The organism is Streptomyces sp. NPDC043680, assembly GCF_056436685.1.
Genome location: NZ_JBWKCE010000004.1, coordinates 493084 through 514435, shown reverse-complemented (window position 1 = coordinate 514435; position 21352 = coordinate 493084). Strand labels below are relative to the sequence as shown.

Below are 21352 nucleotides of genomic sequence, written 5' to 3'. Positions count from 1 at the left end.
GGCGGCCGAAAATCGGGAGGGCCGGCCCGCCCGCGCAGACGGGCTCCCCGCCTCGCGGAAATCACGCGGAGGCGGGGAGCCCGGGGCGGACGAGGGGGCGGCGGGCCGTGGTCAGCCTTCGAGGACCGGTACGGCAGCGGGCCGGTCGGCGGAGGCCGGGAGGGCCGCGTCCGCATGGTTCGCCTTGAGCACGGCGTAGGCGCGGGAGAGGGCCTGGGTCCGCACCGGCCTGCGGGCGGCGAGCGCGGTCAGGTCGCCCGCGCACTGGAGTTCCCACCGCGGAAAGCGGCGGCGGGTCCTGGCCACGGGGGCGCTGGGCGCGAAGTACAGCATGGTGGTGTTCTCGTGGGGGTTGTGCGCAGAGCCCTCGTAGACCATCCGGCCGGAGGTCTCCAGCCGGTCCGCCAGCCGGGCGAGGGTGCCCGCCTCCGGCCGGTCCATGAACAGGCCCACGTGGTTCTCGAAGCCGTGGACGCGCTCCTGCGTGCCCACGTCCTCCTCGTAGCCGGGGCTCGACCGCGGGAAGAGGAAGACCTCGACCTCGGGTGCCGGGCCGGCCGTGACCCGCAGCCGCGTCACCCGTATGTCCGCGTCATCGGGGAGCCCGTAACGTTCCGCCAGACGGCGCTTCACCAGAACGCTCGGTATCGTCGCCGAGGCGGTCCAGCCGTTTTCCTCGAAGTACTCCAGAGCGGATTCCACCGTTTCCGGGAACACCAGTGTGGCGCAATGGGAAACAATGCACCTGCTCCCTATTTCCCGTTTCAGGCCGCCCGGTATCCAGGGCGGCAGGAGGGCGTCGAGGGATTTCCTGGAGGCGTGGTGGGCGTAGTCAACAGCATGCTGGAGGCGCTGGACGTCGCACGGTTCGAACGTCACATTATGCATGTCGCGGCCTTTCTGTTGTCGACACCCGATTAAAGTCATGTCACCCGTGAGGGTGCACTCGGCCGTAGCCTGATCGGGTGAACAACCGCCGCCCCGTGCGCGGGGCCTCGGCGCCGCTGGGGTTGTGCTCCCGGGTGAACAGCCGCATTTTTGTGGAGGGGTCTTTCCAGGAGGGCAGAGCATGTCCCCGTACGGCAGAAGGAATCCTCCGCGCATCCTGATCGCCGGTGCCGGAATCGGCGGGTTGACCACGGCTTTGAGTCTTCACGCGGCCGGACTGGACGACGTACGGATCGTGGAGTCCTGCCCGCAGCTGCGTGCGGTCGGTGCGGGGATCAATCTGCAGCCCGCCGCGGTGCGGGAGCTGAGCGAGCTCGGCTTGGCCGAGGCGCTCGACGGGACCGCCGTGGCCACTTCCGCGCTGGAGTACCACCACCGCTACGGCGGCCTGATCTGGTCGGAGCCGCGCGGGCGCGCCGCCGGCTACAACTGGCCGCAGTATTCGGTGCACCGGGCGCACCTGCAGGAGCTGCTCCTGGCGGCGGTACGGGACCGGCTCGGCCCCGAGGCGGTCGTCACCGGATGCCGGCTGGTCCGCTACGAGCAGCACCGCGGGCGCGGCCGGCCCACCGTGACGGCGTACACGGCCGGACGGGACGGTCCGTTCACCTGCGACCTGCTCGTCGGCGCGGACGGCATCAACTCGGCCGTACGGGCGGCGATGTACCCGCACGAGGGACCGCCGCTGTGGAACGGGATCCGCATGTGGCGGGGGTTGACCGAGGGGCTTCCCTTCCTCGACGGCAGCACGATGGTCATCGTCGGCTGCAATGCCCGGGTGAAGGCGGTGGTCTATCCGGTCACCCGACCCGGCGCGGACGACCGGTGCCTGCTCAACTGGGTGGTGGAAAGCCGTGTCGAGGGGGCCGAGGGCACGGCGGTCGTCCCGAACGGCCCGCGCGACGGCGGCGAACCCGACTGCGCCGTACCGCCGCAGGAGGTGCTGGCGCACCTGGAGGGCTGGCGCTGCGAGTTCCTCGACCTCCACGCCGTCGTCGCCGGTGCACCCAGGATCGGGCAGTACCCGATGATCGACCGCAACCCCCTCCCCTCCTGGACGGACGGGCGCGCGGTCCTGCTCGGCGACGCGGCCCACCCCCTGTACCCGACCGGTTCCAACGGCGCCTCGCAGGCCATCGTCGACGGCCGGGTGCTGGCGTACGAGCTCGCCCGCCACGGGGTGGACGAGGCCCTGGCGCGGTACGAGGCGGCCCGACGTCCGCAGACCACGCGTCTGCTCGCGGCGCACCGCCGACTGGAGCCCGACCCGGTGCTCCGCCAGGTGGAGGCCCTCGCACCCCACGGCTTCACCGACATCCGCCACGTGCTGCCGGACGACAGGCTGGCCGGTATCCGGTCCTGTACCCGCCAGGTGACGGGAGTGGACGCCGAAGCGCTGAACGCACGTTCCTCGTGGAGCCCGGCATGAAGGGCACGAACGGCATGAACAGCTTCAACCGTATGAACCGTATGAACGGCATGAACGGCACGCACGTCTTCCGCATCCCCCGCAGGCGTCCGGCCGCCGCCGTCGCACTGGCCTCGGCCGCCCTGGTCGCGGCCCTGCTGCCGTCCCTCGTACAGCCGCCGGACACCTCGCCGCGCTCCGGCTCCGCGCTGCGGACCGCGACCTGCCGGGACGGGACCGGCGTTGCGGCCTGCTCCCTGTACGGCCCCGCCGCCGGACTCGGCAAGGGCACGATCAGGGCGTACAGCACGTACGTGGGTGGGAAGCCCGAGGAGTTGGGGATCTCGCTCACCGCCTCGGCCCTCACCGGGCTGCCCACCTCACCCACCGACGGCAAGCACTGCTTCGACGCCGATGCCGACGGGAGCCGCGACCCCGTCCACGAATGCGTCGGCGGCCACAGCCGCGAACTCGCCCTGCCCGCCGCCCCACCCCCCTCAACAGGGCCCGAACTCCCCTTCCAGTGGGCGCTTTTCAACTGGAACCCGTACGGCCACAATCCGCACGGCCGCTACGACGTCCCCCACTTCGACGTGCACTTCTACCTCGTTCCCCAGCAGGTCCGGGCGGGGATCAAGACCGGGAGCTGCGCCCTGCTCATCGCCTGCGACCAACTGGCCGCGGCCGCGAAGCCCGTCCCGGACGCCTACCTGCCGGCGGGTTACCCCGCGAGCAGCCCGCAGACCGCCGAAGGCGCCATGGGCGCGCACCTGGACAGCCGCCCTCCGTCCACCGGCACGCTCAGCGGCCAGACCCTCATCTACGGCGCGTACGCGGGCGAACTCGTCTTCATCGAGCCCATGCTCACGAAGGCGTTCCTCGAACGGCATCGCACCGCGGCCGGGCACCGCACCTGCGAACCGGTTCCGCAGCCGGCCGCATGGCGGACGCCCGGCTGGTACCCCACCCGGTACTGCACGGCCTACCGGCCCGACCAGGGCGACTACACCGTCTCCCTGACGGACTTCGTGCCCTCGGCCGGGGCCCGGCCCCTGGTTGCCGCCGGCCGGTGAGGGTTGCCGGCCCCGGCGGGGGTGCGGACGCCGCTCCACCCGCGTGGCGCAGCCGCCGCGCCCGGTGGCAGCCGTCACAATCGGGCTGTCCGTCACGCCGTCTTTCACCCATTTGGGGGTAGTTCGTGTACGCAGCCGTGGTCCACGCCCTGGGAGATCCGCCCCGCTACGAGTCCGTGCCCGAGCCCGTCCCGGCGGCCGACGAGGTGGTCGTGGAGATGCTGGCGGCCGCGCTGTACCCGCTGGTCCGCTCCTTCGCGTCGGGCGGCCACTACACGGGGGGTGACGCGCTGCCGCTGATCCCCGGGTTCGACGGGGTGGGCCGGACCCCGGAGGGCAAGCTGGTCTACGTGCCGGGGGCGGAACCTCCGCACGGAACGATGGCCGAGCGGATCGCCGTGCCGCGTGCCGCGCTCATGCCCGTACCGGAGGGGCTCGATCCGGTCGCTGTCGCGTCGGCCATGAACCCCGCGTCCTCCGCCTGGATCGCCCTGCGGGAGCGGGCCCGGCTGCGTACGGGAGAGTCGGTCCTGGTCCTCGGCGCCACGGGGAACGCCGGCCGGGCCGCGGTGCAGCTGGCGCTGGACCTGGGCGCCGGCCACGTGGTGGCGGCCGGCCGGGATCCGCAGGGCCTGGAGGCCGTGACGCGGCTGGGCGCACACCGGACGGTGGCGCTGGACGGCTCCGACGAGGAGGTCGCCACGGCCTTCGGCGCGGCGGCGGGCGACGCCGACATCGTGCTGGACTACTTGTGGGACCGGCCCGCACAGCTGGCGGTCGACGGAATCCTCCGCCGGCGTACCGATCTCACCCGGACCCTTCGGTGGGTGCAGGTGGGCTCCGCGGCCGGGCCCGACATGACCCTGCCGTCGGCCTGGCTGCGCAAGGCGGACGTGCTCGTCAGCGGAAGCGGCCTCGGCTCGATCTCGGGCGCACGGCGCAATGCCGCCCTGCGTGAACTCCTCGCCCGGCTGCCCGCGTTGACGCCGACCACGGAGGTCGTGCGGACGGCGTTGGCCGATGTGGAAGGTGCCTGGGGATCGGCGGTGCGCTCGGGCTCCCGGATCGTGTTCGTCCCCGGGGGAGGCGACGACGACCCCGGGGCGGCCGAAGCCCTCAGTGACCGTGAACCGGCCCGCCCCTGACCCGGTCGGTGGCGGGTCCTCGCAGGTCAACGCCTCGCGGAGGCCGATGAGGCGGGTTGGTGCGAGCCTGGGACGAGGGCTCGGGGCGCCGTCGACCGTGGAGGGCCGTCCATGAACTGCACACCGAGAAGTGCTCTGACCAAGCTTTCGTCCGTGCTGCTGGTGGCGGGCCTCGTGACGGGAGGGATGCTGACGGGCGCCGGTTCGGGGGCCGCCGCAGCGGGGAGCCCCTCGCTGCGGGCCCCGGCCGCCCCGTGTACGGGAAACCAGGCCGTCGCGACCGCTGCCCACCGGACGGTGGTGAGCCAGGTGGTGATCACGGTGGTCAACAAGGGCCGAAAGCCGTGCGTGCTGACGGGCTTCCCCACCGTGGCCCTCGCGGGTCTGGGCTCACCTGCCAAGAACCGGCCCCTCAACGTCGTCCGCCAGGGGAACGCGGCGCCGGTGCGGCTGGCGGTGGGCGGCCGGGCCTCGACGCAGCTCTCCTTCACGCCGGTTCTCGGTGAGGCGGACGGGTACTGCGTCTCCGGCGCCACCCCGACCGTCGCCCCCACGCTCGTGGTGGGCGTTGCGGGCACGCGGTACCAGCTGGCGCCCGATGACGGGGGCGAGTTCGCGCTCTGCGGCAACAGCGTCCGTGCCACGGCCTTCCGCGCGAGCGGTTCCTGACGCCGGCTCCGCCCTGCTCCCCGCCCGGCCACGCCCGTCCGACCGGCCGTGTCGGCCGGGCGGTGTCGGCCGGGCGGTGCGGGCGGGGCGGTGCGGTCGGGCGGTGCGGTCGGGGCGGTCGGGCGGTGACCGCCGGTGCGCGGCACTCCGCGGTCAGCTCACGGCCCAGGTGTACTTGTCCCCGCCCTCCCACCGGATGACCGCCGGGTCGTCGAGATCGGGGTGGGCGATGCCGATGGAGATGAGCAGCCGGACCACGTCGATCACGTCGTGGGCCCGGCCGAGCACGTCGCCGCGGACCTGCACGATGCGAAACGGCGGGCTGCCCGGATAGACGGGGGACACGACCACCCGCGAATAGGTACCGCCGGCTCCAGACTCAGTCATCACCAGGCTCCTCACTGCACGACGCCGTGCTCGGTTCCATGCTCCGCAATGACACGCGACCCCGCTGCCCGGCGGCCGCGGCCGTTCACGCTCCCGGGGGGCCGGGCGGGTCGGGTGGCGGTTGCGAGCGCAGCAGGAGCAGGGCGATGTCGTCGGTGCGGGGCGCGCTCCGCCGGGAGTGGCGGATGAGGTCGTCGGCCAGCGCGTCGAGGGGCTCGTCCTCCCCGGCCCGGCCGATGCGGTCGGCCACGGCGCGGATGGAGTCTTCAAGGTCCACGCCGGGGACTTCGACGAGGCCGTCGGTGTAGAAGGCGAGGAGCGTGGCGGGGGTGAAGGGGATTTCGACGGCGGTGTAGGCGGCGCCGGGGTCGATTCCCAGGAGCAGGCCGGGCGGCAGGTCCAGCATCGCTGCGGCGCCGCCGGGGCGGCGCAGCACCGGTGGCGGGTGGCCGGCGGACGCCAGGTGGGCGGTCCGCCGCGCGAGGTCGATGTGCGCGTACAGGCAGCTCGTGAAGAGCCCCGGTTCGAGGTCGGTCAGCAGCCGGTTGGTGCGGGCCAGGACCTCTGCGGGAGGTGCCCCGGCGGTGGCGTGGACGGCGGTGCGGACCTGCCCCATGAGGGCGGCCGCGGTGACGTTGTGTCCTTGGACGTCGCCGATGGTGGCGGCGACGGTGGTGTCGTCGATGCGGATCAGGTCGTAGAAGTCCCCTCCGATGTCCAGGCCGTGTGCCGCGGGCAGGTAGCGGGCCGCGACGTCCAGGTGGCCGACGCGGGGCAGCTTGTGCGGGAGGAGACCGGTCTGCAGGCTGTGGGCGAGCTGGTGCGTGGAGTCGTAGAGGCGGGCGCGGTCCAGGGCCTGGGCGATGAGCCCCGCGATGGAGCTCAGGACGGCGCGCTCGCCGGGGGCGAAGGGATGGGGGCGCGAGTAGCCGAGGACGAGGGAGCCCACGGGGCGGTTGGAGGCGATCAGCGGCAGGAACGTCCATGCGGACATCCCGTCCCGGATCACCGCCTCCGGATAGGCGGCGAGGAATTCGTCCTGGTTGGCGAAGAACAGGGGGGTGCCGGTCCGCAGGACCTCGGTGGTGGCGTTGACGGTGGTGAGCGGCGCCCCGTCGTACCGGGCCATGAGTTCGGCGGTGTAGCCGCGGAATCCGACGATCCGCAGGCGGTGCTCCTCCACCATCAGCAGGGCCATGGCCTCGGCCCCCAGAGCGGGTACGAGCTGGTCGGCGGCCTTGTCCACGACGTCTTGCGCATGGGCCGTCTCGGTGAGGGCGGCCGCCAGGTGCATGAGCTGGTAGAGGGCCGTGGCCCTGCTCGGCGATGACGGCGGGTGGACGGGTGCGGGAGCGGCGTGCGTGGTCGGGGTGATGCGGACGCTGATGCCCGTGTCGTCGGGGTACAGCGCGAAGTGCAGGTGCCGGCCGCTGGGGTGCGCGGCGGTGAAGCTCCGGGGCAGGCGGCTGATGGCCGCACTCCGGTAGTGGTCCTCGATGGTGGGGGTGTCCATCCAGGGAAGTGCTTCCCAGGGCAGGGCTCCGCGCAGGTGGGACACGGAGGCGCCGAGGAGTTCGGCCGCTTCCGGGGTGATGAAGATGATCTTTCCGTTCAGGTCCAGGGCGCAGTTGCCCCCGGGCAGGCGCCGGATGAAGGCCAGGGCGGCGGCCGCCTCCACCGGCCCGGGGGTGGGCGGAGGCAGCGGGCGCAGGATGACGGGCCGCGCCGCCGGCTCGACCGGCTGCCCGTCGTCCGCGGCCCGGCGCAGGATGCGGCCGAGGGCCCGGCCGAGGGCCGCCAGCGCCTGCCGTTCGCGTGCGCCGAGCTCGGGGCCGTGCGAGCCGGGCCACAGCAGGACGATGCCCGCCCCGGACCGTACCGGGCGCTCGGCCGGGTCCGCGGGCACGGGAGCGGCCGCGAGCGCGAAGTCGTAGGGCAGGACCAGACCCAGGCGCGGGTAGCGGGCCGCGGTGTCCTCCTGCCCGCTCAGCCAGACGAGGCGCTGGTCACGGACCGCGTCGGCGACCGGAATGGGATCGTTCAGTCCGACGCGGGACCAGGGGGCGGCGAAGTCGTGGGACAGTCCGGTGGCCAGGGCCAGATGGAGGACGTCCTCCGGGGGGCCGGGCAGGTAGAGCATGCCGATGGACGCGCCGGCCTCGCCGCACCCCCGCACCAGCGCCTCCCCCAGCGCCTGCTGCCCTGCCCCCTGCTCGCGCCCCGGAACGTTCTGCACGCCACCATGGTGTCCCCACCTGTGCCCTCCCCGCTGGACCTGCCGGGTCCGGCGAGCCTCGGCCTGCCCGGGGCCCCTTCCGGCGGGGGCGGGTGGTCGGCGAAGATGCGGGGGTCCTTCCCGTTGCAGTGCGAGGAGCGTTGTCGTAGATGTCCGCTTCCGGTTCCGGCGCCCGGCCGCCGACGATCGCCGATGTGGCCCACGCCGCCTCCGTGTCGCGGACCACCGTCTCGCACGCCCTGAACGGGATCGGGAAGGTCGACCCCCGGACCCGGGAGCGCATCAAGGCGATCGCCGCCGAGCTCGGGTACCGGCCCAATCTGCGTGCGCAGCGGCTGCGGCGGGGGGAGGCGAAGGCCATCGCCCTGGCGTCGTCGATGCCGTTCGCCGTCGCGGGCGGCCCTTCCCGGCTCGGCTTCTACATGGAGGTGGCCGCCGCGGCGGCCGAGCGCGCCCTGATGCACGGCTACGCGCTGGTCCTCGTACCGCCTGTCCGGTCCGGCTCACCGCTGTACTCGGTGGACATCGACGGCGCGATCGTGGTGGAGCCCGAGACGGACGACGTGGCGATCGCACAGCTGCGTGAGCGGGGGCTCCCCTATGTGGCGCTGGGGCGCCCGGTGGCGCCGGGGGACGAGGCCCCGTACGTGGACCTGCGCGGGGTCCAGGTCGCCGAACTGCTGCTCGCCCACCTGCGCGAGCAGGGGGCGCGCCGGCCGGCACTGATCGTCGGGGCCGGGTCCCGCCATTCCGGCGTCGACGCGCGGGACGTCTTCGAGCGCGCCGCGGCCCGGCACGGCTGGGCCCCGCTGGTGGCGAGCGCCCCGGAGGAGGGCGGTGAGCAGGCCGGGTACGACAGCTGCGCCGCCCTGCTGGCCGAGCACCCCGGGATCGACGCCGTCTGCGCCCTCGTGGACACCTTCGCGGTGGGGGCCGTCCGGGCGATCCTCGACAGCGGCCGGCGGATCCCGCAGGACGTCCTGGTGGTCACGCGGTACGACGGGCTGCGGGCGCGGACCTGCCAGCCGCCGCTGACCTCCGTCGACCTGCACCTGGACCGTGCGGCGTCCGAAGCCGTTGAACTGCTGCTCGGCCGGCTGCGGGGCTCGGGCGGCGCGGCCGCGGCCGCGGCGCCCGAGCCCCGCCTCGTCCCCCGCGCCTCGTCCCTGCGGGTCACGGACCCAGCATGAGCACCGCCCCGGACACCAGGGCGAAGACCAGGACGAACAGCCGTGTCCGGCGCGCGTCGAACCGGTGGTGCACCAGCCGGCTGAGCCAGGCGCCGGCGGCCAGGGCCGGCAGCAGCAGCACGGCCTGGCCCAGCTGGGCCGGGGCCGCCTGTCCCGTCGCGAACAGCAGGGCGAGCGAGGCCACTTCGCCGACGAGGAAGCACACGGCGACCGTGGCCCGCAGCTCGGCGGCCGGGCGGTGCTGGTAGACCAGGGCGAGCGGCGGCCCGCCGACCCCGGTCGCGGTCTCGGTCAGCCCGGTCACCAGGCCCGCACCCACGTACGCCCCGCGGGAGGGCATGAAGGCCGGGGCGGCCAGGCTCACCAGCGCCGCCAGAACGGTGGCCGCCCCGACGAAGAGGCCGAACCGCCCCGCGGGAATCGCCCACAGCAGCAGGAGCCCGCCCGGGGTGGCCGCCAGCCGGGCCCCGGTGATCCAGCCGGCCCCGCGCAGGTCGAGGCTGGCCCGCTCGCGCCAGGCGAGGTACGCGTTGAGCGGGATCATCGACGCGAGGACGAACACCGGCATGAGGGCCGGGTCCAGCAGGCCCGCCACCGGGGCGACGATCAGCGCGAACCCGAGTCCGCCGGCGCCCTGGACGAATGCCGCCACCGCGACCGTCACCGCCAGGACCACCAGGGTCTGCGTGGTCACCGTGCCACGCTCCGCCCGATGCGGCGGTCCGCGCGGGCAGCGGCGGAGGTGGGATGCGTACGGGTCACTGCGGCCCGCCCCACGACGGAGCGGGCGAGTTCGGCCGCCCGCTCCACCAGGGCCGGGCCGTCCCAGTCGGGCGGCCACCCCTGCCACAGCCGCAGGCGGCCCGCGACGAACACGGCGCTGATCTGGTCCCGGTTGCCGCGCCGGACCAGCTCCCAGGGCAGGTCCCACGACAACCGCAGCTCCGGCGTGGTGATGTCGACCAGCAGGAAATCGGCGGCGGTGCCTTCGCTGACGGTGCCCGTGCGGTCGGCGAGGCCGAGGGCGTCGGCCCCGCCTCGGGAGGCGTGCTCCAGCCAGGTCCAGCCGGCCCCGCAGGAGGAGTCGCCGGAGGCGAGGCCGTAGGCCAGGCGCTGTGCAGTCTCGGCCGCGTCGACCAGCCGGAAGGCGTCACCGCGCGTTCCGTCGGTCCCCAGCCCGAAGCGGATGCCGCGCTCCGCCATGAGGGCCGCCGGGGCGACGGCGTTGCCCTTCCAGGCGCTCGCCACCGGGTTGTAGCTGACGGCGGTCCCGGTGTCGGCGAGCAGGGTGAGCTCGCCGGGGGTCAGGAGGGTGGCGTGCGCGGCCAGCAACCGGGGGCCCAGGGCGCCCACGCGGTGCAGGTGTTCCAGGGGGCGTAGTCCGTGCCGTACCAGGGAGCGTTCGACGGCGACGAGATGCTCGTTGACATGGATCTGGACGACCGCGTCCGCTTCCGCAGCCAAGCGGGCGGTGGCGTGCAGGGTGCGGTCCGTCGCGGCCTCGGGGACGGAGATCGCGAGGGAGGGATGGACCAGGTCGTCGGCGGTGTAACGGGCCAGGTGCTTCTCGGCCGCCGCGAGGACGTCGCCGCCCGGTGCACCGGGGCGTCCGGCGCCCGTGGCCTGCTCCGGGGCGGCGACGTCGTTGCAAAGGAGGGAGAGCACGCAGCGGATGCCGGCGTCGCGTGCGGCGGATGCCACGGCCTCCGCGTCCACCACGGCCCGGGTCCCGGCGTCGGCGACGGTGGTGAACCCGCCGCGCAGTGCCTCCAGCGCCGCCAGCTTCGCCGCCACGTAGGCGGACTCCTCGTCCAGCGCGGTCTCCAGGGGCGCCCACACCCGGCGGAATATCTCCGAGGGTTCACCGAAGGCCAGCGCCGCCCCGAAGCTCTGGGTCAGGTGGTGGTGGGCGTCGACGAAGCCGGGCATCAGGGCGTGGCCGGGCAGTCGTACGGGCGTCAGCCGGGGGTTTCGGCGTTCCAGCTCCTCGGCGGGGCCGACCGCGGCGAAGGAGCCGTCGGCCACGACGACGGCATGGGCGTCGAGGGCCCCCTCGGGTGTGATCACCACCTCGGGTACGTACAGCCGCGGGCCGGTTCCCCGCAGGAGGGCCGGGGACAGGGTGTTGCTCATGTTTCTCTTTCCGCTGGAGGGGGTCACGAGTGCGCGGGCCGGGCGTCGGCCGTCGCCGGCTCGGGTACGGGCCTCGCCTTGGGAGCCGGGCCCGGGCGCGTGTGCCGGAACAGGACGTTGAGCAGTGCCGCGGTGAACGCCCCGACGGCGACGCCGCTTTCGAGGAGGATCCGTACGCCCGACGGGAAGCCCGCGTACACACCCGGGACCAGGATCGGAAGCAGTCCGAGCGCGAGGGCGACGGCGCAGACGAAGGTGTTGGTGTGCCGGTCGAGGTCGGCGCGGCCCAGCATCTGGATCCCGAGCACCGTGATCACGGCGAAGACGACCATGGCGGTACCGCCGACGACCGCCGAGGGCACCACCGCGATCACCCGGGTGACGGGTGCCAGGAAGCCGATGAGGATCAGCACGGCTCCGGCCGCGGCGGTGACGTAGCGGCTGCGTACCCCGGTCACGCGGACGATGCCGATGTTCTCCCCGCTGGTCACCATCAGGGGCAGCCCGAAGAAGCCGCCGATGAGGGAGGCCGCGGCGTCTCCCCGGATGGTCTTGGGCACGTCGGTGCGCCGGTCGATCTGCTTGCCCACCGCCTCGGCGTTGATGACGGTCTGGCCCGTCGCCTCCGCCATCGAGGCGATGCTGTAGAGCATCAGGGGCAGCGCGGCCGCCAGGTTGAACTGGGGGGAGCCGAAGGGCAGGAGCTGGGGGGCGTTCAGCAGCGGGCCGTGGGCTGCCCGGCCGAGGTCGACCGAGCCGAGGGCGAAGGCGAGGGCCGTACCGGCGACGAGACCGAGCATCACGGCGAGCTGGCGCAGGATTCCGGTGAACAGCCGGTAGAAGGCGACGGTGAAGCCGATCGTCGCCAGGCCCAGCGCGAGGTGCGCGGGATCCGCGAAGCCCGGCTCCCCCGGTCGGCCTGTGACGAGGACCGCTCCGACCTTCACGAGGTTGACGCCGACGATGACGATCATCGTGCCGATGACGAGGGCGGGGAAGAAGACGAGCAGACGGGAGAAGACCGGCAGCACCACGAAGTAGAAGGCGGCCGTGAGGATCACGGCTCCGGTCGCGGTGCGCAGCCCGTGCTGTTCGGCGATGGCCAGGAACAGGATCAGCGGCGCGCCGCCGGGCAGCATGACGAACGGCAGCCGCGGGCCGAACTTCCAGGGGCCGAGGGACTGGATCAGCGAACCGATCCCCGAGAGGACGAAAGCCGCGGAGAGCAGGTTGACCGTCAGCCGGGGATCGAGCTTGAGCGTCGCGCTCATCAGGAAGATCGCCGAGATGGGGGTCGCGGCCATCACCAGGACGTGCTGGATGCCGAAGAGGAGGATCCTGCCCAGCGGACGGGCCTGGTCCACGGGGTGGAGCTCGGCTTCGGCCGGTGCGGGGCGGGAACCGGCCGGGGCCGGTACGGCGAGGGGATCGGCTTCGGCCGGCGCCGGGTGGGGCGCCGGCGGGGACGAACGGCGGGACACGGGACGGGACCAGGGCACGTGCGAGCTCCGTTCAGCTCGTTCCGGATATGGCCACGGCACGGCCCGGGACGGGGGCCGCAACAGCGGGGCCAAATCGATTTGGCCGCCAGTATGTAAGGGCCCATGAGGCACGTCAATAGACCTGGCAAGCGGGCGTGTTGTCCGTCCGCTTACGGATGCTGCCGAGGCCCCGCGGGACGGGTCGGCGCCGACGGGCCCTTTTTCGTCGACGGGTTGACGCGGGCCGGGGCGGAGTGGCGGCGGCGGGTGAATAGACTTGGCTTCCATGTCGAAGCCTGACGAACTGCTCGTTGACATCGCCGCGCTCGTGGAGTCCGGGCAGAGCAACCAGATGTCCCTGACCGTAGTCGCCGGAGGTGCTGTCATCACCGGCCGGCTGGCTCCCGAAGCCGTGTGGCGGCAACGCGTGTCAGAGGTGCTGACGGACTCGGCCCGGCTGGGCGAGTTCTCCGGCATCTTCAGCGCCTCCCCGAGCAAGGGCCGGCCGCCCACGCATCTGCACTTCCACGTCGCGAGGATCCTGCAGGGCACCGTCGGGATCCCGGAGACCGGCGGCATGTACCGCGTGGCCATCGAGGACGTCAGCGCCTGGACCATGGGCGACTTCAGCTACTCCGACCACTGAACCACCCCCTCGACCCGGACCGCGAGGGCCGGCCCGGCACCGCCGGCCCGGCCCTCACCGCTGTCGTCGCGCCGGCGCCCGGAGCCTGCCGCGCAGCTGGACCCTCGCTGGGCGGGGTAAGCGCGGGGCATGGACACCTCTTCGCGTTCTTCTGACCCGTCGGCAGCCGCGCGGCGCCGGGGCGGGGTTCCGTGGTGGGGGCGGGTGGCCGCCGTCCTGGCGGCCCTGGTGGCGCTGTTCGTCCTCGTCGCCCGCTTCAGCCTGATCCCCGGGTTCGGGGACCTGTTCGGTGGGGACACCACCCGCGACCGCTCCGGTCCCGCACTGCTCAAGTCGATCCAGGACATGCACCGTTACGAGGGCGCCGTCGGCAACTTCCAGGTGGTCGTCGACCTGGAGAAGGACGCGGCCTTCCTGCCGGACGCGATCCGCGGGACCCGCACCCTGTACGTCGGCGCCGGCACGGTCAGCGGCTACGTCGACATGGGTGGGCTGGGCGAGCAGAGCCTGACCGTGAACGCGGACCGCACCGAGGCCGTGATCAGGCTCCCGCATGCGGTGCTCGGCCCCGCCGCCCTCGACCCGGAGCGCTCGTACGCCGTGTCGAAGCAGCGCGGCCTGCTGGACCGGCTCGGCGACCTCTTCTCCGACAACCCCGCCGGAGAACAGGCCGTACAACGGCTGGCCGCGCAGCACATCGGCGAAGCGGCCCGCGACAGCGGCCTCGCGGCGCGCGCCGAGGAAAACACCACGGCCATGCTCGACCGGCTGCTGCGCAGCCTCGGCTTCCGGCAGGTGACGGTCAGCTACGGCTGAGCCGGGAGGTCCGCCCCTCACCCCTGAGGCAGTCCGCGCCGGCGCCTGGACAGAGTGACCGTCGTCGAGGTGCCGCCGGCGGCCGCGCCCGGGGTGTAGGTCGTACGGCCGACCACCAGGTGGTGCCGGCCCAGCGGGACGACCGGCATGTGGGCCACGACGAACCACTCGGTGGCCGATCCCGTTCCACGGGGACATCCGTGCTCCCCCGTCCCCGGATCCTGCTCCCACCCTGGTGAATCCGGCATCCGGCCCGCAGGGCGTCAGGCGGTTCCACGGGGGTTGACCGACGCGATGAGCAGGGCTATGTCGTCGTCGGCCGCGGCCGGGACGAGGTGGGTGAGGAGGCTGTCGCAGAGTCCGTCGAGGGAGCGGACGGGCTGGGCGAGCAGATCGGTCAGTTCGCCGAGGCGCTCGTCGATGTCCGCGCCCCGGGCCTCGATCAGGCCGTCGGTGTACAGCACGAGCAGGCTGCCGGGGGCGAGGGTGAGTTCGGTGGTGGTGAAGCCGGTGCCGCCGCCGACGCCCAGCGGCAGGCCGGGCGGCACGTCCAGGACGCGGACTGTGCCGTCCGGGGCGACGCTCACCGGCGGGGGGTGGCCGGCGCGGGTGACGCGGCAGTGGCCGGTCGCCGGGTCGACCACGATGTAGAGGAAGGTGGCGAGCATCGGTTCGGCCAGGTCCTCCAGCGCCGCCTCCAGCTGGAACAGCAGGTCTTCCGGGGCGAGGTCGAGGCGGGCGAGCGCCCTCACGCTGGCGGAGAGCCGCCCCATCACCGCCGCGGCCGCGGTGCCGTGGCCCATCACGTCGCCGATGGCGAGGGCGACGCGGCCGCCGCCCAGGGCGGTGACGTCGTACCAGTCGCCCCCGACCTCGTTGACGTCGCTGGCGGGCAGGTAGCGGTGGGCGATTTCGATGCCCGGCGGCGCGGTGATGTGCTGGGGCAGCATGCTGCGTTGCAGGACGGTGGCGGTGTCGTGCTCGCGGTTGTAGAGGCGGGCGTTGTCCACGCACACCGCCGCCCTGGAGGCCAGTTCCCCGGCCAGGGACACCTCGTCGGGGGTGAACGGGCCGACGGGTCGGGTGCGGTAGAAGGTCGCCAGCCCGAGGACGACACCGCGCGCGAGCAGCGGGGTCATCATGAAGGAGTGCACCCCCTGCTCCAACAGCCGTTGCGGGGTCGCCGAATGGCGGGCGGCCGGGGCGATCGCCTGCTCGTCGAGCTCCTCGATGACGAAGGGGCGGAGGGCGACGAGGGCCTGGGTGTAGGGGGCGTTCGGGGGGAAGGTCAGGGTGCGGCCCAGCGGGGCGAGGGTGGCAGTGATCTGCGAACCGGTCAGGGGCGCCTTCCCCAGGCGGCGCAGTGCGGCACCGCCGACCAGGCCGCCGCCGAGGTCGCCACCGCCGGCCAGGCTGTCGAGGACGTCGACGGTGACCGCGTCCGCGAGGTCGGGCACGGCGAGGTCGGCCAGCTCCTGGGCGGTGCGCTCCATGTCCAGGCTGGTACCGATCTTGGCATTGGCCTCGTTGACCAGGGCCAGGTGGCGGCGGCCGGCTTCGGCTTCCAGCTGGGCCTGTTCCTGGGCGGTGATGTCGATCAAGGTGGCGGTCAGGCCGATGGGGCGCCGCTCGGCGTCCTCCAACCGTACGTACGACCCCGACCACACGTGGTCGTGCTCCGGGTCGGCCGGGGTGCGGCCGGTGCGGCGGTAGTCCAGGATCGGCTCCCCGGTGGCCAGGACCCGGCGCATCGCACGCTCCATGTCGGCGCCGTTGACGTCCGGCAGGATCTCCACCAGGCGGCGCCCCACGTGGGCCGCCTGCGGCAGACCGTTCATCGCCTCCAAGGCCGGGTTGACGCGCAGGAACCGGAGCTGGGTGTCCAGGACGGCGATGCCGACCGGGGAACGGGAGAACAGCCCGTCCCACACCGCCGAGGAGCCGCGGATGCGCCGGGCCGCCTGCGCGTCCACGGCGAACACCAGGACCGTCGTACCGCCCCGGTGGCGGGCCGGGACCGGGCAGGCCCAGATCTCCAGTTCCAGGGGGCGGCCCTCGCTGTGCCAGGCGGTCACCGTGCCCATCACGCCGCGCCCGGTGGCCGCGCCCTCCCACAGCGACCGGCCGAGGGTCCGGTCCGCGCCGGGGTGGAGCAGCTCGGCGATGTGGCGGCCGAGTACGTCGTGCGGAGGGTAGCCCAGCAGGTCTTCCGCGGCATGGTCCCAGCGGACGATCAGCCCGTCGGCGCTCGTGGCCACGACCGCGACGGGCAGGGCGCCCAGCCATCCCCCCGCGTCCCGTGCCGCGCTCGTGGTCACGTCATCGAAGGGCACCTGCTCCATCCGCCGCACTTCCGCACCGTCGCCGCCACGGGCTGCTCGCGCGACCCGTCGCACCTTTCCCCCTCCCGATCAGTATGGGCACCGGTCGGCCGCCCCGGCATCAGGGACGGGAGCCGCCCCCGCCCGCGCCCGCGGGGCCGGGCGGGCGGATCGCCTCACCCGGCCGGGTGTGCCCGTTGGCCGACGGGCCACGGGCCCGGCTTGCTGGACGGATGAGACAGCGACCACCGGGGACCTCCCGGCAGCAGAGCCTGGAGACCCCGCGGGCCGCAGGACTGGCGGGGATCGTCTTCGCCCTCCTGTTGGCGGCGGCCATCGTGCTGGTACGGATCGGGCTGCCCTCCGGGGCCGGCGGCGACACCCTGGACATGGACCAGGGCCAGCGGAACGCTGTGGCCACGGCGGTGGAGCTCGTGCCGTTCGCCGGGATCGCCTTCCTGTGGTTCATGGGTGCGCTGCGCGCGCACACCGGTGAGAAGGAGGACCGGTTCGTCACCACCGCCTTCCTGGGCAGCGGGCTGGTCTTCGTCGCCTGCCTCTTCGGCGCCGCGGCGGCCGCCGGGAGCGTCCTGGGCTCCGACCAGCCGCAGGCGTTCGGTCGGCACTTCGCGTACGGGCTGCTCACGACGTACGGGTTGCGGATGGCCGCCGTCTTCGTCTTCGCGACCTCCACCATCGGACGCAGGATGGGCGTCTTCCCGCGCCCCATCAGCCTCGCCGGGATCGTGGCCGGCCTCGCCCTGCTGGTGGTGGGCTCCTCCCTGCCGTGGTCCGAGCTGGTCTTCCCGGCCTGGGCCCTCGTCATCAGCCTGTACATCCTGCGGGCGGCCCGCCGCTCCGCCTGAGAACGCGCCGCCGTCACTCCGATGGCCCGGGCGGACAGGCCGCCCCGGCCTGTGCCGCGCACGATGGTCCGGGAGTCGAGGGGGCCACCGAAAGGACCGCACCTTGTTGAGGCTTGTCGTCGACCTGAACCGGTGCCAGGGATACGCGCAGTGCGCGTTCCTCGCACCCGACGTCTTCGCGATGCACGGGGACGAGGGACTCCTCTACGATCCCCAGGCCGAGGCGGCCCAGCGCGAACGCGTGGCCCAGGCCGCCGCCGCCTGCCCCGTCCAGGCGATCATGGTGGACGAGATCGACCTGGGCGCCCAGGCCGGGGCAGGGGCCGCTGCCACCGCCCCCACCCCGGGGGCGTCCCGTGCCTGACGGAAGCCTGGAGCAGCTCAAGCGCGAGGGCCGGATCGTCGTCGTGGGGGCCTCGCTGGCCGGGCTGCGCGCCGCCGAGACCATGCGGGAGAAGGGCTTCAAGGGCTCGCTGACCATGATCGGCGACGAGCCGTACGAGCCGTACGACCGCCCGCCCCTGTCCAAGCAGGTCCTGCTGGGCAAGGCCGGCGCCGACCACACCGCCCTCCCCCGGCGGCTGGCCCTCGACGCCGACTGGCGGCTCGGGGTTGCGGCCAGCGGGCTCGACATGACGGCCCGTACGGTGAAGTTGGCCGACGGCGACGAGGTTCCGTACGACCGGCTGCTGATCGCCACGGGCGTACGGGCCCGGCGCTGGCCGAACGAGGCCGAGGGGGAGCTCGACGGCGTCTTCGTCCTGCGGACCCGCGACGACGGCGCGGCTCTGGCCCGGCGGCTGGACGCCGGGCCGCGCCGGGTGCTGGTGATCGGCGCCGGATTCACCGGCTCCGAGATCGCCTCCGCGTGCCGGGAGCGCGGGCTGGAGGTCACCGTCGCGGAACGGGGCGACGCTCCGCTCGTCGGCGCACTGGGCGGGGTGATCGGAGCCGTCGCCGCCGAGCTGCACCGCGAGCACGGCGTCGACCTGCGGACCGGGGTCATGGTCACGGGGCTGGAGGGCGACTCGACCGGGCGGGTCCGGGCCGCGCACCTCTCCGACGGCACCACGCTGGAGTGCGACGTGGTCGTCGTGTCCCTGGGCGCGCAGCGCAACACCGAATGGCTGCTGGGCTCCGGCCTCGGTGCCGGTCCGCGCGGTATCGCCTGCGACGCGGGCTGCCGGGCGTTCGACATCCGGGGCATCGTCACCGACGACATCTACGTGGCGGGCGACGTGGCACGCTCCCCGCACCCGCTGTTCGGCTACCAGTTCCTGTCCCTGGAGCACTGGGGCAACGCCGTCTCCCAGGCGGAGACGGCTGCGCACAACATGCTCAGCGAGAGCGTCGAACGGCGCCCGCACATCTGGGTTCCGGCCTTCTGGTCGTCCCAGTTCGGGGTGAACATCAAGTCCGTCGGCGTGCCGCCGATGGGGACGGAGATCATGATCACCCAGGGTTCGCGGGCCGAACGCCGCTTCACCGGGGTGTACGGGTACCAGGGCCGCGTCATCGGGGCGGTCACCTTCGACAACGCGCGGTGGCTGCAGTTCTACGAGCAGCAGATCGAGCGGACCGCGCCCTTCCCGCCGCCGTTCCCCACGGTCGACCGGCGCTCCGAAGGGCAGCAGCCGATGCCTGCCGACTTCCCCGACCCGTCCGTGCCCACGCACGGGCCGACCGTCACCCTCAGCGGATATTCGCCGGCAGACCGGCGGATGACGTTCACCCCCGCCGGGCACTGACCCGCACGTCCTCGGAGGGCCCGCATGACGCAAGGCATCCTGAGCGAGATCCTGAACTACGCCAACCGCGCGAACCCCTATCCCCTGTACGAGGAACTGCGCAAGACCCCGGTGTACCACGACGGGAACGGGCCGTACGTCATCAGCACCTACTACGAGATCCAGAGCCTGCTGCACGACCCGCGGCTGAGCTCGGACTCCCGCAACCTGGCGGCGACGGCGAAGGATCCGCTGGCCGAGGAGTCCGAGGAGGAGGCCGCGGCGCTGCCGCCGAGCTTCCTGAAGCTGGACCCGCCCGAGCACGACCGGCTCCGGCGGATGACGAACCGGCCGTTCGGCCCCCCGCACGCACCGCACCGGATCGACGGGATGCGCGGGGACCTGAAGACCATCGTGTCCGGCCTCATCGACAACCTCGGGGATCCCTCGGAGATCGACCTGGTCGACCAGTTCTCCTACCCGTTCCCCGTCACCATGATCTGCCGGCTGCTGGGCGTTCCGCGGGAGGACGAGGCGCGCTTCCACGTCTGGGCCGACACGCTCGCGGCGAGCCTCGACCCCGATCCCGACGCCGACCCGAACGAGCGGCAGAAGACCACCCACGACGCCCGGATGGAACTGGGCATGTACCTGGCCGGGCTGATCGAGGAGCGGCGCAAGAACCCCGGCGAGGACATGCTCTCCCAACTGGCCACCGGGAAGGGTCCGGAGGGGGCGATGAGCACCATGGAGCTCCTCAGCACCGCCGCCCTGCTGCTGATCGCGGGTCATGAGACCACCGTCAACCTCATCACGAACGGGATGCTCACCCTGCTGCGCAATCCGGACGTGCTGCGTCGGCTGCGCGAGACCCCGGGGCTCGCGGTGCCGCTGGTGGAGGAGCTGCTGCGGTTCGAGCCGCCGGTGCAGCTGCTGCCGCAGCGCACTCCCCTCGTCGACATCGAGGTCGACGGGGTCACCATTCCCAAGGGCTCGTCGATGTGGCTGATCCTCGCCTCCGGCAACCGCGACCCGCGGCGCTTCGCGGATCCGGACCGCTTCGACCCGTACCGCAAGGACGTCCAGCACCTGGGGCTCGGCAGCGGCATCCACAGCTGCTTCGGCGCGCCGCTGGCCCGCCTGGAGGCGCAGACGGCCCTGAGCGAGCTGGCGCGCCGCCTGGAGAACCCGTGCCTGCTGGAGGACCCGCCTCCGTACCGGCAGAACGCGGTGCTGCGCGGGCCGCGCCATCTGCGGATCGCCTGCGACGGCATCCGCAGCTGAGCCGCAGGCCGCAGGCGGCGAGCTGCGGGCCGCGGCGCCGTCGTCAAGGAATCCTTGACAACGCGATCATGTCAAGGTTTCCTTGACGCATGCCGATCTTGAACTTGAAGGCGTCCCCCGAGGACGCCTCCCCTGCCGACCATTCGTACGTCGCGCTGATCCCGTTGACCGCGATCCTGCCCGCCCTGACGGCGCTGTTCGCCGACCGGTTGGGCACGGCCGCCTGGGCGGCGCTCGTCGCGGTGGAACTCGGGCTGATCGCCACCACGGCCGCCCTGACCACCCGCGCCGCCGCCCGTACGGCCGACCGGGCGCGCCGCGACGCGGACGTACTCGACGCGCTGGAGCCCCTCCCCGGCGTACGGCGATGAGCGGCGAGCCGCTGCTCGGCCCGCAGGAGGCCGTCCGCATCCGGGAGGGCATCGCCGCCGCCGTACTCGGCGCCCCCGAGGGGCTGGCCGAGTCGCTGGAGCACGACGCCGACGGATACCTGCGCCTGGTGGATGCCTCCCGGGTCGGCGCCGAGGAGGCGAGCCGGCTGTTGCGCGAGGCCGTCCAGGGGGCCCGGGCCGCCGGGCACAGCTGGGACACCGTCGGTCGCGTCCTGGGAGTGAGCCGCCAGGCCGCCCAGCAGCGGTTCGCGGGCAAGGCCGCGGACGCCACCGCAGCCGGACCGGCCGCCGGCGGCGCGGGCGCGGCCGAGCGCCGCATCCTCAGTCCGGTGTCCGCGTTCACCGAGATGGCCGCCCTGGCGGAGGCCGGCCGGGATGGCTGGCACCTCGTCGGGTACGGTCCGCTCTTCCACGAGGTGGAGGCGTCCGACCACCCCTGGGAGCACTGCCGGGTGACGCTCGCCTCCGGCGGCCGGCACCGGCGGATGGAGGTGGAGGGCTGGATCCCCGTCGGTGCCGGCTGGTTCCCCTGGCGGTACTACAAGCGCCCCCTCGGCGCGTCCAAGGCGGCTCCTGAGCAAGGACGCTGACGGGCAGTTCGCGATGCCCGCCCTCGGCGCCGACACACGG

The 21352-nt window shown here is 73.4% G+C and carries 20 protein-coding genes; 13 read left to right on the top strand and 7 right to left on the bottom strand.

Annotated features, from left to right (window positions below):
• Nucleotides 1–111: 111 nt before the first annotated feature.
• Complete coding sequence (locus AC0666_RS12035) at nt 112–702, bottom strand: hypothetical protein (RefSeq protein ID WP_468963849.1); 591 nt, start codon at nt 700–702, stop codon at nt 112–114.
• Nucleotides 703–1069: 367 nt separating this feature from the next.
• On the opposite strand from AC0666_RS12035, the gene AC0666_RS12030 reads away from it, so the two are divergent.
• The 4 genes from AC0666_RS12030 to AC0666_RS12015 all read left to right on the top strand — a co-directional run bounded on the left by AC0666_RS12030 (nt 1070) and on the right by AC0666_RS12015 (nt 5243).
• On the top strand, nt 1070–2377 hold the full coding sequence (locus AC0666_RS12030; RefSeq protein WP_468963848.1) for an FAD-dependent monooxygenase: 1308 nt from the start codon (nt 1070–1072) through the stop codon (nt 2375–2377).
• Complete coding sequence (locus tag AC0666_RS12025; RefSeq protein WP_478707534.1) at nt 2374–3429, top strand: hypothetical protein; 1056 nt, start codon at nt 2374–2376, stop codon at nt 3427–3429. Before AC0666_RS12030 ends, AC0666_RS12025 begins: the two co-directional genes overlap by 4 nt.
• A 125-nt stretch (nt 3430–3554) precedes the next feature.
• A complete protein-coding gene (locus AC0666_RS12020) occupies nt 3555–4574 on the top strand; it encodes a quinone oxidoreductase family protein (RefSeq protein WP_468578990.1) in 1020 nt (339 codons plus the stop codon).
• Between the two features lie 111 nt (nt 4575–4685).
• Nucleotides 4686–5243, top strand: coding sequence for a DUF4232 domain-containing protein (locus AC0666_RS12015; RefSeq protein WP_468963846.1), 558 nt, complete (start codon nt 4686–4688; stop codon nt 5241–5243).
• Between the two features lie 153 nt (nt 5244–5396).
• Here the strand turns inward: AC0666_RS12015 and AC0666_RS12010 are convergent, their stop codons facing one another.
• Both AC0666_RS12010 and AC0666_RS12005 read right to left on the bottom strand, forming a co-directional pair.
• Nucleotides 5397–5630 (bottom strand): hypothetical protein, encoded by a 234-nt coding sequence (locus AC0666_RS12010; RefSeq protein WP_361715662.1) that lies wholly within the window; start codon nt 5628–5630, stop codon nt 5397–5399.
• A gap of 85 nt (nt 5631–5715) precedes the next feature.
• Nucleotides 5716–7866, bottom strand: a complete 2151-nt coding sequence (locus tag AC0666_RS12005; RefSeq protein WP_478707533.1) for a PP2C family protein-serine/threonine phosphatase — start codon at nt 7864–7866, stop codon at nt 5716–5718.
• 149 nt (nt 7867–8015) lie between these two features.
• Between AC0666_RS12005 and AC0666_RS12000 the strand changes: the two genes are divergently transcribed.
• Nucleotides 8016–9056, top strand: coding sequence for a LacI family DNA-binding transcriptional regulator (locus AC0666_RS12000; protein ID WP_468578995.1), 1041 nt, complete (start codon nt 8016–8018; stop codon nt 9054–9056).
• Here the strand turns inward: AC0666_RS12000 and AC0666_RS11995 are convergent.
• Genes AC0666_RS11995 through AC0666_RS11985 form a run of 3 tightly spaced genes read right to left on the bottom strand, consistent with a single transcriptional unit; the run spans nt 9040 to nt 12553 of the window.
• The gene (locus tag AC0666_RS11995) at nt 9040–9750 is read right to left on the bottom strand and encodes a sulfite exporter TauE/SafE family protein (protein WP_468963844.1); all 711 of its coding nucleotides are present in this window, start codon (nt 9748–9750) and stop codon (nt 9040–9042) included. The two genes, AC0666_RS12000 and AC0666_RS11995, sit on opposite strands and share 17 nt — an antisense overlap.
• The gene (locus AC0666_RS11990) at nt 9747–11189 is read right to left on the bottom strand and encodes an amidohydrolase family protein (protein ID WP_478707532.1); all 1443 of its coding nucleotides are present in this window, start codon (nt 11187–11189) and stop codon (nt 9747–9749) included. The genes AC0666_RS11995 and AC0666_RS11990 overlap by 4 nt, the downstream gene beginning before the upstream one ends.
• A 23-nt stretch (nt 11190–11212) precedes the next feature.
• The gene (locus AC0666_RS11985; RefSeq protein ID WP_468964313.1) at nt 11213–12553 is read right to left on the bottom strand and encodes a uracil-xanthine permease family protein; all 1341 of its coding nucleotides are present in this window, start codon (nt 12551–12553) and stop codon (nt 11213–11215) included.
• A gap of 403 nt (nt 12554–12956) precedes the next feature.
• Between AC0666_RS11985 and AC0666_RS11980 the strand changes: the two genes are divergently transcribed.
• Nucleotides 12957–13316 (top strand): hypothetical protein, encoded by a 360-nt coding sequence (locus tag AC0666_RS11980; RefSeq protein ID WP_361718168.1) that lies wholly within the window; start codon nt 12957–12959, stop codon nt 13314–13316.
• 129 nt (nt 13317–13445) lie between these two features.
• On the top strand, nt 13446–14132 hold the full coding sequence (locus AC0666_RS11975) for a DUF4230 domain-containing protein (protein ID WP_478707531.1): 687 nt from the start codon (nt 13446–13448) through the stop codon (nt 14130–14132).
• A gap of 263 nt (nt 14133–14395) precedes the next feature.
• On the opposite strand, the gene AC0666_RS11970 is transcribed toward AC0666_RS11975, so the two are convergent.
• Nucleotides 14396–16474: a SpoIIE family protein phosphatase gene (locus tag AC0666_RS11970; protein WP_478707530.1), complete on the bottom strand. Its 2079-nt coding sequence runs from the start codon at nt 16472–16474 to the stop codon at nt 14396–14398.
• A gap of 212 nt (nt 16475–16686) precedes the next feature.
• On the opposite strand from AC0666_RS11970, the gene AC0666_RS11965 reads away from it, so the two are divergent.
• From AC0666_RS11965 to AC0666_RS11940, 6 genes are all read left to right on the top strand, one after another.
• On the top strand, nt 16687–17319 hold the full coding sequence (locus AC0666_RS11965) for a hypothetical protein (protein ID WP_468963840.1): 633 nt from the start codon (nt 16687–16689) through the stop codon (nt 17317–17319).
• Nucleotides 17320–17425: 106 nt separating this feature from the next.
• A complete protein-coding gene (locus AC0666_RS11960) occupies nt 17426–17683 on the top strand; it encodes a ferredoxin (RefSeq protein WP_468964312.1) in 258 nt (85 codons plus the stop codon).
• Nucleotides 17676–19067, top strand: coding sequence for an NAD(P)/FAD-dependent oxidoreductase (locus tag AC0666_RS11955; protein WP_468963839.1), 1392 nt, complete (start codon nt 17676–17678; stop codon nt 19065–19067). Before AC0666_RS11960 ends, AC0666_RS11955 begins: the two co-directional genes overlap by 8 nt.
• A gap of 24 nt (nt 19068–19091) precedes the next feature.
• Nucleotides 19092–20330, top strand: coding sequence for a cytochrome P450 (locus AC0666_RS11950; protein WP_478707529.1), 1239 nt, complete (start codon nt 19092–19094; stop codon nt 20328–20330).
• An 89-nt stretch (nt 20331–20419) separates the two neighbouring features.
• Nucleotides 20420–20701: a hypothetical protein gene (locus AC0666_RS11945; RefSeq protein WP_478707528.1), complete on the top strand. Its 282-nt coding sequence runs from the start codon at nt 20420–20422 to the stop codon at nt 20699–20701.
• A complete protein-coding gene (locus tag AC0666_RS11940; RefSeq protein ID WP_468963836.1) occupies nt 20698–21312 on the top strand; it encodes a hypothetical protein in 615 nt (204 codons plus the stop codon). The genes AC0666_RS11945 and AC0666_RS11940 overlap by 4 nt, the downstream gene beginning before the upstream one ends.
• The last annotated feature ends 40 nt before the right edge of the window (nt 21313–21352 follow it).